Origin of the sequence: Paenibacillus sp. FSL H7-0357 (genome assembly GCF_000758525.1) — a bacterium.
Classification (GTDB): Bacteria; Bacillota; Bacilli; order Paenibacillales; family Paenibacillaceae; genus Paenibacillus_AQ.
Window position 1 is genome coordinate 5,494,212 of record NZ_CP009241.1, and the last position, 14,787, is coordinate 5,508,998.

A 14,787-nucleotide genomic window follows, 5' to 3' on the forward strand; every position below is an offset into this window, starting at 1 on the left:
AACTGTCACAGGACAGTTCCCTAAAGTTCCCTCACATTTACTTATAGCTAAATATTAGCGCTGTTTGGCATAGCCGTTCAGTTGCAGCCAGGAAGCGCATGCCTCTGTCCAAGTGCGGGTATGAGGTTCTTCATCCGCCAGGCCGAGCCCATGTCTCCCGTGCGCGTATACATGCAGATCGAACGGAATATGATGACGTTCTAATTCGGCGGCGAACAGCAGGCTGTTCGCTACAGGTACTGAACCGTCATCTGAGGTGTGCCAGAGGAAGGTCGGCGGAGTGTCCGCTGTTACTTGCAGCTCACTGCTGAGCAGCTTGACCAGCTCCTCCTCCGGAGTCTCCCCGAGCAGATTGGCTCTGGAGCCTTGATGGGCTGCCGCGGCGTACAGGGTGATCACCGGGTAACACAGGATCATAAAGTCCGGGCGGCTGGACTGACGGTCCAGCGGTTCGGCCGCCCCGGCATTTTCCCGGTCAAACGAGACTCCAGTGGTCGAAGCGAGATGCCCGCCGGCAGAGAAGCCCAGGATTCCAAGTTTACCGGGATCAATTCCGTATTCGCCAGCACGGAAGCGGATTGTGCGCAGCGCTCTTTGGGCGTCTTGCAGCGCGCTTGGATATTGATATGGCGCCACACGATAGCGCAGTACAAAGGCTGAGATTCCCAGTGTATTCAGCCACTCGGCTATCGGCTCCCCTTCATGATATGCCCGCATGCCGTAGCCGCCACCCGGGCATATCAATACCGCAGCATTGTGCTTTCCTTCTACCAGATACGGCGTAATCGCCGGACTATCCTCATCGCTACTTCCCAGAGCTCCCGGAGCTCCCTCCGGCCATAACAACAACGTTTCCATCTGCATCCCTCATACTTTCCTTCTATAATAGAATAATGAGACGGAGGATAATTTATCCTCTTCTATCATTAGTCTATCAAGGCCTTACAGTTCATGCAATCCGGTAACCACCAGATCGGCTTCCTTCAGCACCTCCGGTTTACCGATACCGACAACCAGCATCCCTGCCGCTTTGCCTGCTGCAACGCCAGCCTCTGCATCCTCGAACACCACACACTCGCCGGGCTGCAAACCAAGCTCCTTGCAGGCGGTTTGAAATACTTCCGGGTCCGGCTTGGCAAGGGTTACCTTGTTGCCGTCAACAACCGCATCAAACAATCCGGCAATGTTCAGCTTATCCAGAATGAACGCGGCATTTTTGCTGGCTGAACCGAGAGCAATGGCTACACCACGCGCCCTCAGGCTGTTCAAGTATTCCTTAACGCCGGGCAGCAGTGCAGATTCATTCAGACCGGAGATGTACTCTACATACAGGCGGTTTTTCTTGTCTGCCATGGCAAGCTTCTCCGCTTCACTGAATTCCATGCCGCCGATTTCCAGCAGGATGTCCAGCGATCTCGTCCGGCTTACCCCCTTAAGCTGTTCATTGTGTTCTTCTGTAAACACGAAGCCAAGCTCTTCGGCAAGTGAACGCCAGGCCAAAAAGTGATATTTAGCTGTATCCACAATCACACCGTCGAGATCAAAGATTGCGCCTTTCATATGTTCCAGCATTTATTTTCTTTCCTCTCTAATGAACTTTCCTTGCCCGTTCCTCTCCTGCTCACTGGCAGCTGCGCTATTCAAGAGACGGAGCTTGGCACCCGGCAGACATGACACGCACCCGCCGCCAAATGCGCTGATAGCCAATGGCTCGCGGTTATCCGCAGCCGCAGTGACTGCCACATCATTTCGGCTGATCCGCAGTCTGAAGAGGCCGCCTCGCAGAATCACAGGCAATTCCACAGATTGCCACGGTCCCGGCAGCGCCGGATTTAGGCGCAGCACTTCACCGTCAAACTGTACCCCTGCAAAGCCGAGTACTGCTGCCATCCAGGCGCCGCCGTTCGCGGCCGGATGGGTTCCCCCGATGTAGAGGTCACCGACATATTGCTTCGACTCCCCGGTGAGATCAACCGTGGCTGTACGCATGAAATACGGATATCCCCAATCAGGCGAGCCGATGTCCGCGGCCACCAATGCGTAGATACAGGGGCTGAGGCTGGAGCCATGCTCGGTGCGCGGCTCATAGAATTCCCAGTTTGCCTGTTTCACTTCCTTAGAGAAGGAAGCTTTGAACAGATTCAGCATCAGCACAACATCAGCCTGTTTCAGAATAGTCGTGGTAGTGGCCAGCCCGCTGCCGCCGCCCCAATATTCATTTTTGTTGATGACCCGGGATTTCAGCTCGGAAAGTGTCACCTCTTCCAATTTGAAATAACGGTCGAACTGCTCAATCACAAGATTCTCCGGATCAGGCTGTGGAACATAAAAATGCTCCAGCATCTCGTTAAATTCCGCCACGAAAGGTCCATCCGCAAACAATGCTGCAAGTCCCGGGTAATGCCCGGGATATTTGTCCTGCAGCAACTGCACAACCCGCAGGGCGATTTCCAGTGTCTCCTTCACCAGCGCATTTGTAAAAGCGTTGTTGTTCACCCGCTCATGATATTCGTCCGGGCCGGTAACATCGAGGATCTCATACCGTTTTTTGACCGGGTTATAGTAGGCATAAGAATAGAAGAAGCGGGCACATTCCCAGATCACTTCTGCCCCACCGTCCACCAGCAGACTGTCATCACCGGTAAACGTTACGTATTGCCAGATCCCGTGCACCACATCCGCGCTGATATGCACCTGCTTGTCACGGAAGTAAGTCCGCATCGGACGGCCGGTAAATACATCATTTACATTAAATAATGTACAGGCATCGTCTCCGCTGTCCTGGCTTTCCCAGGCATAAAAAGCGCCAAGAAATCCGTATTCCGCTGCCTTGCGGCGCGCTCCATCCAGTGTATGGATGCGGTACATCATCAGATTGCGGGCAATCCGGGGATCGCTGTGCAGAAAAAAAGGCAGCATGAACATTTCCGTGTCCCAGAACACGGCACCTTTATACACTTGCCCGGATAACCCCCGCGCCGGAATCGAAACCTTCTCCGATTCGGCGGGTGCAATAATCAGCAGCTGATAAATGCTGTACCTCAGCGCAAACTGGGCCGCCTCATCACCTTCAATCCGGCAATCGCAGCGTGACCACCGCTCCTCCCAAACCGCGCAGTGAGCCTTGAGCAGCTCTTCGTAGCCTGCCTTTTCCGCGGTCAGGACCTCCTGCTCCGCTGCCGCTGCCGGATCCCCAGCGTTATCAAGCCCGGTATAAACCGCGACATATTTGAACCATTCGTAGGTTTCTCCCGCCTTCGCGTCAAAAGAGATCACACGCATGGCACCTTCCCCGGCGGTTTCCTGAACATCAAAGGTGAAGGTTGCCCTTTCCGCGACAGCTACCGGCAGTTTCAGCTCACCGGTTATGGCAGTGGAGAGGGCTGTCCCTGCCTTGAACTGTTCTTTTCTCTCCGTGAGATGTGGGCCATTAATATCCCACACCTCTCCGTCGATGCCGGTCTCAATATAGAGACGGCAATCTGCTGTGCTGTGCAGGGTCAGCCTGCCTGCCAGCAAATGCAGCTGATCCATGCTGACAAACCGTTCGGCCGTGAAGGTCAGCTTGCCGCCGCGGAACCCGTATTCAGTCTCCCGCCGATGGACAGCGTTACGGAAGTCCAGCTCCTGACAATGAAACAGCGGATCAGCCTCCAGAACTCCAAGCGGCTGGCCATTGCAGCTCAGCTTGGTGAACAGACCGTTTGGAGCGTTCACCGGCTCTCGCCATTGCTCGCCGGATTTGTCGTACAATCCGGCCAGAGTTACAGCTGTTAGCTGCTCCTTGGTGAATTCCTCCAGCGTACCGCGGTAACCCATATAGCCGTTGCCGGTCATATATTTGTTTCCGTTCGTCGTCACCCTGCTTTTGTCGAAGTCATGCTCTGCTACTGTCCAGCTCATCCGGCCAACATCCCTTCACCCAGCGGAATCGCTGTGCCGGCAGTATCCACCTTCAGCTGTTGTCCATAGACGACAATCTCTGTACTTCCGCCATCCACAGCTTTAAAGCTCACCGTGTCCTTCGTGACCTCGATGCGCAGCAGCACTCCCTCATACATCACCTGGAAGCTGTAAGAGGTCCAGCGCTGCGGAAGCGAAGGCTGGAAGCTTAGACAATCGCCATCAGAGCGCATGCCGCCAAAGCCGTATACAATATTCATCCATGCGGCAGCAATTGAAGTGGTGTGCAGGCCTTCCCGGGTGTTGCGGTTATAATTATCCAGATCAAGCCGGGTGGCAAATTCAAAGAAGGTATAAGCCTCCTCATGTTTACCGATTTCACTGGCCAGAATGGAATGGATCGACGGAGAGAGTGAAGACTCATGGATACATCTGGGTTCGTAATATTCATAGTTCGCTACCTTGGCTTCTCTGGAGTACTGCCCGCTGTACAGGAACATGAACATCAGCACATCAGGCTGTTTGATCATGTCGTAACGGTAGAGACGGTCATAGGACCAATTCGCATAAAGCGGAAAATCCGTGACAGGTATGGAATGAATATCAATATGCGGCATATCGAAAAATCCGTCATGCTCCTCATAGATCCCGCTGTTCGGGTCCAGCGGAATCCGCATATGCTGCGCTTTAAGGCTCCAGTCCGCTAATTCTTCGTCACGCAATCCCGTCTTGGACATCACCCCGGCGAACGTATCAGGTACCTGCTCTTTCATTTCAGCGACCGTTGCCAGCGTGTATTCGAACAATTTTTGGGCCATCAGGTTGATATAGCAGTTATTGTTCACCATCAATTGAAACTCATCAGGACCCATGACACCGAAATAGCCGTATTCTCCGCTCCGCTGTCCCCATTGCCCTCGTGTAGCATAAAAGCGGCTGATCTGGATCAGCATTTCTGCGCCTTTGCTGTACAGGAAGGTTCGGTCGCCCGTATTCTTCACATAATGCCAGATGCCGTAGGAAACAGCAGTGCCAACATGAAGCTGCAGATTAGAATGCTGCCACAGGTCGCAGCTCTCCGTCCCGTCAATCGTGGCGATCGGATAACAGGCTCCCTCGCAGTCCACGTCTTTGGCGCGCAGCATCGCTTCCGGCAGCGTTTTATAGCGGAATTCGAGCAGGCTTTTGGCGGCCTTGGGATTATTGAACATATAGAACGGCAGGCAGTAGGACTCGGTATCCCAGAAGGCAAGACCACGGTAAGCCTCGCCTGTTAAGCCTTTGGCACCGATATTGAAGCCGGGATGGTCACCGTGATACGTCTGGTAGAGCTGGAAGATACAGAAGCGGATGCCCTGCTGGTTCTCAGGATCACCTTCGATGCGGATATCGCTGGTCTGCCAGATGCCGCTCCAGTAGGTCTTTTGTTCGGAGAATACTGCTTGCTCGTCTAGTCTGCCTGCCGCAACCGCAAGCTCCATTCCTTCTGCCCACAGACTATCTTCGCTCCGTGAGGAGTCACTATCCGTGCAATTGACGGCAAGCTTCGTGTAATGCACGGCTTTCCCCTGGGTCAGCTCCAGTGTGAACTGCTGGCCAATAAATCGATCCCGTTCTACCCGTGCAGTATTCAGCACCTGCGAAGAGTGCAGGACAAAGCTGCTAAACAGCTTATTGCTGGTAGTCAGCGTTTCCGCCATAATCGCAGTGACGCCGTCTTCCCCCCCGCTGCGCAGGCTTTTCCACATGCTCTTCCCGCGTTCCTCATGAATCATGTTAAAATCAAGCCCTGTGCACACTTCTGCGGTCCCCGAGAAATTCAGCGGCTGAAAGGCAACCTGCTGCAGCCCCAGATGGGACAGGGTCATGCTGACCAGCCGGGTGAATGTTACTTTTAGATTCTTCCCGCACTCCAGATGCCAGATGAATTCACGGCAATACGTCCCGCTCTGAAAATCCAGTCTGCGGCTGAACTCCGAAACCTTGCTTTTTGCAAGATCCAGGACTTCTCCGTCCACAGTAATTCGGGTGTGCAGCCAGTCCACTGCATTTACCATGTAGCGCAAGGAACGAATGATACCCTTATAGTGATTACCAATCTCCTGCTGCTCGTTCAGACCATTAAAATAGCTGCCAGGCAGTGAATCACCGCTATAACCTTCATCTGCATAACCACGCACACCCAAATACTCATTGCCCAGTGAAAAAATCGATTCCGAGGTACGGTTCCTTTCCGGATCAAACCCCTCTTCAATGATCGCCCATGGATCGACCTTTAAATATTTATCCGCCACTTTTGCCATGTCTGATTTCTCCTTCTCCCGAGTTGTATCCACACGTCCCCCTGTGCTCAGAGGATACGCCGGACGCTCACTTCAAGAGTATCTTTCCGGAGAATCTTGGCCAATGTCTGCCTGTAATGGAGTTATGTGCATTTTTACGGAGTTGAAGGAATCCTGCAGTTTAGGATATGATCAATGAAGTTGAGCAGCCCTGAAAAGCATATTAAATCTCACACGTTTGAAGTGAAAATTATCACAATGTTAAAAATTCGACACTTTTTGGCGAAAATTTTTACCCATAATGAGGGATTTCAAGGTATAATTAATTTAAAATTTACTGAAAAACTGAGGGAATAAAGGGGATGTCGATTATGATCAAGGAACATTATAATGTTATCGAAGCCCACGGGAATACAAACTGTTTCTCCGAACAGAACTTCAACAGACTTCTTGTCACAATGAAAGAACGCATGGTCCCTGAAGGATCTCACTTGTTTTGGGAAGGCGACTACTCGGATAAATTGTTTTATATCAAACGTGGACGTGTTAAACTGACCAAATCTACTGACGAGGGTAAGGAACTTATTCTTTATATGTATCAGGCTGGTGATATGGTAGGTCAAGCAGACCCTTTCTTCAGCACGAAGCACAGCTTCACCGCAGAAGTGATTGAGGAGAGCGAGGTTGGTGTGATTGAGCAGAAGGATCTGGAGATTCTGATCTGCCAGCACTGTGATTTCGCCATTGACTTTATGAAATGGATGGGCATCCACCACCGTCTCACCCAGACGAAATTCCGTGATTTGATGATGTACGGCAAACCTGGCGCACTTTGTTCGACGCTGATCCGTCTTGGCAACACTTACGGCGAGAAGAACGGCGACAACATTCTGATCAACAAAAAAATCACGCATACGGATCTGTCCAACATGATCGGTGCTACCCGTGAGAGTGTCAACCGGATGCTAAGCGACCTTCGCAAGAAAGACGCTGTGGAATACGAAAACGGCATGATCGTAATTAAAGATCTTGGCATGCTGCAGGAAATCTGCCACTGTGAATTATGTCCGAACGAAATTTGCCGTATTTAATATCCTTGTAATAATACCCTCTATTCTCCTCAATGAAACATATAGGGCCCAAATTTTCTTCACAATAAAGATAGAGTGGTCTGAGACGCCTTGCGGGCGTCTTTTTTTCGTTTATATTGCCTTGAGACAAAGCTCCATTGTGAAGCTGTACTACATGGAGCCTCTTTTCATCTCCCATTCCGCATAATATCCAGCCTCTGGAGATAAGCTGCCTCCGCTTAGCCAACCCGCTGCAAGTACCGCCACCGGTGAAGCCGAATCCAGCGTAATGGCTGCCAGATCCACCCACTCCATACCCAGTGAATCCTGCTCCGCGAATACGCCGATAGTAACAGCATGTTGAGGGTCCGTGATATCCACAGTGTACAGCGCTGCGATGTGATGCATATGTGTAAAGTCATTCTCCTGATACCGCACAAAAAAATCAAAGGTGCCCAGACTGTCTCTCACTTTGACAGACAACCCGGTTTCCTCCATAAATTCTCTGACCAAGCCATCAGCCAGCGATTCATTCTCCTCCAGCCTTCCCCCGGGAAGATCATATCTTCCGGTATAAGCCCCTCTTCCTTTATGTATGACCAGCAGCCTGCCCTCACGCTCACAAATTCCATAGACCCCAAAATGATTGAAGCTCTTCATCGCAGATCTCTCCCTGTAAAAACAACTATTTGACTTAATGTAAAGTCCCCGTGCAGATACAGTTTAACAAAAAAACTGTCCTGCGGGCTATGACCCACAAGACAGTTATAGTTGCTTGCTATTCAAAACTTATCGTTACATTAACGTTTGCCTCGGGCAGCACGCACCGGTGAAATCAGCCAATAGGCCATACCTACAAACACACCGCCACCGATGATATTGCCCAGGGTAACAGGAATCATGTTATGCAGCCAGCCGGCAATGCTGATGGTCTCCGGATGGTTCGGCAGCAGTACGGCTACGCTTAGCAGTGTCATGTTAGCCACACTGTGCTCATATCCGCTGGCGATAAAGGCGAACAGACACCACCAGATCAGCACCAGCTTCGCCGCCTCACTTTTCGCACGCGAGGACATCCACAAGGCCAGACAGACCAGCCAGTTACAGAGGATACCGCGGAAGAACAGCTCCGAGAAGGGCAGTGTCATTTTTTTGGCGGCAGCGGTAAAGATCAGATGCTCAGCAGGAGCTGCCTTGAACAGACCCGTTCCTTGAATCAGCAGCGCCAGAATGACCGCACCGGCAACATTGCCGACAAATACAATAATCCAGTTTTTTACCGTATCCCAGACACTGGTTCTTCCGGCAAGCGTACTTACGGTAAAAAACATATTGTTCCCGGTAAACAGCTCAGATCCGGCAAATACGACCAGTGTCAGTGCAATCCCGAAGGAGGTGCCCATCACAAGCGGCTGAAAAGGGGATTTGGCCGCCGCTAGCGGTGCGCCGAGTGAGAAAATAAGAATGATTCCGATCCCAACGTAAGCCCCGGCCAATAATGCAGCCAGAAAATACCTCGGCAGACTCTCGTTCATTTTGTCGCGTTTGCCTACTGCTGTTTCTACGATGTTCTCGACACTTTGCGTAAACATCTCTCCACCCCGCCATTCCTCATCTTAATTTAGCTTTGAAAAACTGCCTGTTGCAGGCTGACTTTCACGATATCTCCGTCCAGAGAAACGGGAAAGGTTGCTACTGTACCGTGGTCCGGTGCCTGAACCTCGCCGCTGCGAAGGTCAATCTTCCAGTCATACAGCGGATCGTACAAATAATGTCCTGATACGATTCCCTCAGCGAGAGGTCCACCCTTGGGATGAGGGCTGCTGTTCTCTACGGCATAGAAAGCTCCGTCCGAGGTGCGGAATATGGCCAGCTCCAGATTCCCGGCTGTTACAACACGTCCAATTTGCGGCAGGAAACTCTGTACCGGTCCTACGGCGTATTCTTGTTTTGCGCTATCCATTGTTCTCTCTCCTTTTGGGTTATGATTAGACTCTTGCCTTCTCAAACAGCGCGGTGCGGGTGCTGTCGTCATTCAGCATTTTTTTCCAAGGATCAGTTACCTGAGCCAGGGCAAAATCAATCCGTGCAGCCAGCTCCTTACGGTTGTCCTCATTGTTCAGAATCACGTTCTGGATATTTTCCAGTCCCATGCGTTCGACCCACTCCGAGGTTCTTTCCAGGTAGTTCCCGGTTTCACGGTAGTACTGAATCACGGCGGAGCAGATTTCGATCAGCTCATCATCGGTTTTCACCTTGCAGAAGGCATCGGCTATCCGTGGTTTGATCCCGCCGTTGCCGCCAATGAACACTTCCCAGCCGCCGTCGTTGCCGACGATGCCGATATCCTTCGTGCAGGATTCCGCACAGTTGCGCGGGCAGCCGTTGACTGCTATTTTGAATTTGGCCGGCAAATCAAGGCGTTCATATTTACGTTCAATAAAAGCTCCCATACCCATGGAATCCTGTGTCCCGAAGCGGCAGAACTGCGAACCTACACAAGTTTTGACCGTACGAAGCGATTTCGCATAGCCATAACCGGAAGGCATATCCAGCTCTTCCCATACTTTAGGCACATCCTCTTTTTGGATACCGACCAGATCCAGACGCTGACCACCGGTCACTTTTACAACCTTTACGTTATATTTCAAGGAAACATCGGCAATTCGTCTCAGGTCTTCCGGTGTAGTTACCCCGCCGTACATCCGTGGAATAACGGTAAAGGTACCATCTTTCTGGATGTTCGCACTCATCCGTTCATTGACGAACCGCGATTCCTTCTCATCCTCATGGGTATCCGGGTAGATCATGCCAAGATAATAGTTCACAGCCGGACGACATTTGGAGCAGCCTTCCGCTTGTTTCCAGCCCAGCACATTCATAACCTCTTTGGTCGTTTTCAAGCCTTTAGCGGTAATCTCTGCTACAATCTCATCGCGGCTCAAGGTGGTGCATCCGCAAATCCCCTGCTTCGCACTTTCCTGGAAGCTGTCACCGAGAACAAACTGCAGAATCTGCTCGACAACCGGCTTGCAGCCACCGCAGGAGCGGGTAGCTCCGGTGCAGGCTTTAATTTCGTCTACCGTGGTAAAACCGTTCTCCGTAACGGCATCAACGATCGCCTTCTTGGTCACGCCGTTGCAGCCGCAGACAATCTCCTCATCAGCCATCGTTTCGACTGACAAGCCTTTTTTCGCACTGCCTCCGCCGCAGCAGCCCGTGCCCATTACTTCGCCATAAATTTCGTCGGTCATTTCGGTGCCCTGCTTGACCAGCTTCTGCAGACTTGCGGATTCAGTCACATCGCCGAACAGAACTGCACCGACAATAATATTGTTTCTGAGCAGAATCTTCTTATAGGTTCTCTTCCATTCATCTTTAGCCGAAATGACGGTATGCTCCGCTGTTTCAGTGAAATCACCGGCAGAGAAGACATCCACCCCCGAGATCTTCAGCTTGGTGGCTACGACAGAACCTTCATACGGTTGGGTGGAGGCGCCGCACAAATGCTTCGCCAGCACCATCCCCTGCTCGAACAGTGGAGCTACCAGCCCGTAGCAGGTGCCGCGGTGCTCTGTACATTCTCCTACAGAATAGACATTCGCCATCGAGGTCTGGAGATAATCGTTCACGACAATTCCGCGGTTCACCGTGATGCCGCTGTCTTTGGCCAGTTGGACATTCGGTTTGATTCCGACCGCCATCACTACAAAATCTGATTGCAGCTCGGTTCCATCGCTGAAACGCAGGCCGTTTACCCGTTCCTCCCCGGTCAGCTCAACCGTCTGTTTGCCCATGGCAAACTTCACACCCTGGCGTTCAAGTTCAGCTTGAAGCATGGATGAAGCAGTATGGTCAAGCTGACGCTCCATCAAATCCTCCAGCAAATGCACGACGGTAACATCCATACCGAGGTTCACAAGTCCTTTGGCTGCTTCAAGACCAAGCAGTCCACCGCCAATCACAGCCGCTGTGCGGTATTGCTGTGCTGCAGCCAGCATGGCGTCGCAATCCGCAATGTCGCGGAAGCCTACAACTCCATCCTTTGTGCTGCCCGGTACCGGCAGAATGAATGAATTTGAACCTGTTGCAATAATAACTTTATCGTAAGGAACCGACATTCCATTATCTGTAACGATCTGACGGGAGGCTTCATCAATCCGGACAACAGTGGTTCCAGTATGCAGAGTAATATTGTTATCCTCGTACCACTGCCGGTCGTTCAGAATGATATCCTCAATGCTCTTGCTTCCTTCGAGGACATAGGACAGCATTATCCGGTTGTAGTTGGGATGAGGCTCGCTTCCAAAGATCGTAATATCATAAGCGCCGCCAAGCTTAAGGATCTGTTCGATAGTGCCTACGCCAGCCATACCATTCCCTATCAAAACTAACTTTTCTCTCTCCACGGTCACTGTTAAGACCCTCCTTAATGCTTCTGGATTTCTTCATATACATATCTGATAACAAAATTATACGTTTTAAATTTGAAGAGCATTTGTGATTCAAATCACAATAAATGTGAATCTTTTCACATATTTTTATGCCAGCGTATGTAAGGTTTTTTGCTGAAAGAAAAATAGCCAGCTTCCCTTATGCTACCGCTTGCATTAAGGAAATCTGGCTATGCTACTTATCATCTTACCGGAGAACCAGTGAAATCTCGAGTACATCTTGAGGTCTGAGCTTCATATCAATTCCGCTGTCAAGCAGCGTCTTGTCGTTCACTTTCAGCTTCCAGTCTTCACTGGTGAGCGGCGTGTACCCCATGACCGTGATTACCGTCTTGTTGTCTTCCGCCAACTGAACGATTCCGCTACTCTTCAGCAGACCCCTGACAGACAAGTCCTCGCTATAAGATAAAATATGTGAATGTGTCAGTTCAGGCTGCTCACTCCCGCCGTTCACTGTAAGAATAATGGGCAGAAGCGGGGCATCTCCGGCTGCCGGCTTCGCAGTAATAACAATCGCCTGCTCCCGCGAGACTGGACTATTCCAATCGGTTATGATTTTGCCGCCAAGCTGAATCTGCCAGATCATGTCCGGGGCAAGAAAAATTTTATTGACTGCCAGTATGCTAAATCCGTCTTCGGCAAAAGTAACGACACCGCTACTCTTCAGCAGCTCTATAAGCGTTATTCCTGGCTTGTATGCTTCGCTAAGCTGTCTCCCCGAGTTCCCTGCCAGCTCATTATCACCGGCCATTAGTGAAAAAGCAGGGCCTGCAGCCCCGGCTGCGGCATTGTTTCCGTTCGCATCTGAACCAAATGACGAGCATCCGCCTAGCGTCGCAATGATAATTAATCCTAACCATAAACGCCACAGAAATTTCGTGGACATTCCCGGCACCGCCCTCTTCCGCCCGATCATAACCTCAATCATTTTCTCAGGTCTTTAGTCATTATGTATACTATCTTTTAAGAATAACGCAAACTAGCTTTGTTCTCAAACGATAAATTTCGGGCGTTAATCAGGCAGCGAAACGGTGCAGAAGAAAAAAAGTCCCCGCAGGGACTTTGAGAACAGCATGCTCTATTTTACTGATAACGCAGGAACAAGATATTATTCTCCAGATGCACATGCTCGAAGGTCATTCCCTCTAACTCCTCCAGGCGGGCATAGGTCAGGCGGTAGGTTGTGCAGGCATGCTCTGGCGGAGTGAAGTCGTTCGTAACTCTGCGGAGCTCCCGCAAAATCTCACCGGCTCCGTCATGCTCTTCTTCCAGCGTATGCAACAGCCCGCGCAGCTCGGCCAATCCTTCTTCGCTCGGATTCTCGGAGTAGGCCAGCATCTTAGGGAATTCGGATTCCTCCTCCTTCGCTGTATGCTGCAGCAAATCTTCCCGCAGGAGGTTAAACAACCGGTAAACTTCGCCCAGATGCAGAGAATCCTCGCCATGGACGCGGAATACCTTGGTTACATTCTGACTGATCAGGGGCAGCTCTTCGCGCAAGTAGCGGTGATGCTTGTTCACAATATACTCAACCAGCTCAGCGGAAGATGCCTCATTCCATGCAGTGTCTACATCAAGCACAGGATGCTCTTTCAGCAGCTTATGCAGATCTGCAAGCAGTGTCTCCGGGTCAATCCCTTTCTCAGCTGCCACTTCGGCCAGCGGCTTTGCCCCCCCGCAGCAGAAGTCGATCCGCTGTCCCTTGAAATAATCTGCCGCCTTCGGGAATTGCAGTACAATATCTCTGACCATGTCCGCTCCGGTAAACTGGATAGGCGCTGCCGCAGAATCGCTTCCCGCATTGTCCCGTGTTCCTGTAATTGTATTATTGAATTGATTGGCCGTCATAATGGCCCCTCCCTTACGTTATTGGTTTCTGTTACCCTTCCACCTTAACGCCCAGAGAAGCTCAAGCTAGTGATTGAACGCACTGAATATATAAAATTTTATTGAACGTCAAATGTAATATTTGATAACTTTGAAAATTCCGAAAGCTCTTCCACTTTTTCATTATAAGCACAAAACGCTTTGCTTAGAATTTTTAGATTTTTAACAAACTTATCATAATATCCAATTTCATTCATCAATCCCCTCATCCCTTCGGATAGATTTGTCAATCTTATATATTCTGCCTGCATATCAGGATCGTGTTTTAATCGGTGAATATAATCAGAAATTTTCTCTCTTTCGTTTACAAGTCCCTCGTCTGTTATGGTAAGCCGTTTCTCGATATAGTCATTAATATGTTTTTCATACTTTTCAACATCTTTAATTGTCAGCTTTTCATACATGTCGACTATTTCCTGTGGATATTTTATCACTTCGACTTCATCTAAGAATTTAACTATGGAAATCCACGCTTCCTCTTTTTCCGGCGTATCTATAGGTTCATTTAAGAAAGAACTGTATTGCATGATCAACATCTTCCCAAAGTTCCCTGGAAAAATACGCTCAATCTGCTTTTTCATAAAACCCTCTCTGCTACGCTCATCCAGCTCAAGAGTTTTATTCAGCACCGATAGTTGTTGTGTTAATTGCAGAAGTCCAATCTCATCAGAATCGAAACTGCTCAGGCTGGATCGAAGCACATTTTTGCTTTTTTCAAGTCTTTTGATCTCATTGTCAAGTCTTACTAAGTGTTGTTCTAAACAATCTTTTAACCTTTGAGGGTTCGATATCATGGTTTTGATATCCTTTAGAGGTACATCAAATTGTCTCAAAACAGATATTTGCACCAATACACCGGCATCATTTTGCGAATACTCCCGATAATTGTTTTCAGGATTAACATGAGGGCTTAGTAACCCTTCTTCCTCATAATAGTTTATTGCTTTTTTGGTAAGGCCCGTAATATCCATAATCGCACTTATTTTCATCAATAACACCTCCTTGTAATAAAATAAGCTAATACCCAAGGGAACAGTCAATAACTTATTTTCACAGCCATAGTTCAGATTGTCCGTACTTATTACTCTCAGCGATTTCAAGCCCAACTCAAAACAGCGCGCACCGATTGTGCCGGCACGCGCTGTTGTCATAGACATTCCCACTGGTTTATTTTTTATATTCTTACCATCC

Annotated in this window: 12 protein-coding genes; 1 reads left to right on the forward strand and 11 read right to left on the reverse strand. The window is 49.9% G+C overall.

Annotated elements, in window-relative coordinates:
* Positions 1–54: 54 nt before the first annotated feature.
* The 4 genes from H70357_RS24300 to H70357_RS24315 form a co-directional block, all read right to left on the reverse strand.
* On the reverse strand, positions 55–858 hold the full coding sequence (locus H70357_RS24300; protein WP_038600343.1) for an alpha/beta hydrolase: 804 nt from the start codon (positions 856–858) through the stop codon (positions 55–57).
* Between the two features lie 84 nt (positions 859–942).
* Complete coding sequence (gene pgmB, locus H70357_RS24305; protein WP_038594975.1) at positions 943–1,572, reverse strand: beta-phosphoglucomutase; 630 nt, start codon at positions 1,570–1,572, stop codon at positions 943–945.
* On the reverse strand, positions 1,573–3,903 hold the full coding sequence (locus H70357_RS24310; RefSeq protein WP_063848055.1) for a glycosyl hydrolase family 65 domain-containing protein: 2,331 nt from the start codon (positions 3,901–3,903) through the stop codon (positions 1,573–1,575).
* Positions 3,900–6,206 carry a glycoside hydrolase family 65 protein gene (locus tag H70357_RS24315; protein WP_038594977.1) on the reverse strand — a complete coding sequence of 769 codons (2,307 nt, stop codon included), beginning with the start codon at positions 6,204–6,206 and terminating at the stop codon, positions 3,900–3,902. The genes H70357_RS24310 and H70357_RS24315 overlap by 4 nt, the downstream gene beginning before the upstream one ends.
* A gap of 350 nt (positions 6,207–6,556) precedes the next feature.
* Here H70357_RS24315 and H70357_RS24320 point away from each other — a divergent pair, with 350 nt between their 5' ends.
* Positions 6,557–7,276, forward strand: coding sequence for a Crp/Fnr family transcriptional regulator (locus H70357_RS24320; protein ID WP_379140765.1), 720 nt, complete (start codon positions 6,557–6,559; stop codon positions 7,274–7,276).
* A 150-nt stretch (positions 7,277–7,426) separates the two neighbouring features.
* On the opposite strand, the gene H70357_RS24325 is transcribed toward H70357_RS24320, so the two are convergent.
* From H70357_RS24325 to H70357_RS34515, 7 genes are all read right to left on the reverse strand, one after another.
* Positions 7,427–7,915 (reverse strand): NUDIX hydrolase, encoded by a 489-nt coding sequence (locus H70357_RS24325; protein WP_038594979.1) that lies wholly within the window; start codon positions 7,913–7,915, stop codon positions 7,427–7,429.
* Positions 7,916–8,055: 140 nt separating this feature from the next.
* Positions 8,056–8,847, reverse strand: a complete 792-nt coding sequence (locus H70357_RS24330; RefSeq protein ID WP_038594981.1) for a formate/nitrite transporter family protein — start codon at positions 8,845–8,847, stop codon at positions 8,056–8,058.
* 29 nt (positions 8,848–8,876) lie between these two features.
* Positions 8,877–9,218, reverse strand: a complete 342-nt coding sequence (gene nirD / locus H70357_RS24335; RefSeq protein WP_038594983.1) for a nitrite reductase small subunit NirD — start codon at positions 9,216–9,218, stop codon at positions 8,877–8,879.
* A gap of 25 nt (positions 9,219–9,243) precedes the next feature.
* Positions 9,244–11,670: a nitrite reductase large subunit NirB gene (gene nirB / locus H70357_RS24340; RefSeq protein WP_038594985.1), complete on the reverse strand. Its 2,427-nt coding sequence runs from the start codon at positions 11,668–11,670 to the stop codon at positions 9,244–9,246.
* A 226-nt stretch (positions 11,671–11,896) separates the two neighbouring features.
* Positions 11,897–12,595, reverse strand: a complete 699-nt coding sequence (locus H70357_RS24345; protein ID WP_038594987.1) for a hypothetical protein — start codon at positions 12,593–12,595, stop codon at positions 11,897–11,899.
* Positions 12,596–12,792: 197 nt separating this feature from the next.
* Entirely contained in the window at positions 12,793–13,461 is a 669-nt protein-coding gene (gene ric / locus H70357_RS24350; RefSeq protein WP_038600352.1) for an iron-sulfur cluster repair di-iron protein, read from the reverse strand.
* A 194-nt stretch (positions 13,462–13,655) separates the two neighbouring features.
* Complete coding sequence (locus H70357_RS34515; protein ID WP_197073613.1) at positions 13,656–14,747, reverse strand: MerR family transcriptional regulator; 1,092 nt, start codon at positions 14,745–14,747, stop codon at positions 13,656–13,658.
* Between the last annotated feature and the right edge of the window lie 40 nt (positions 14,748–14,787).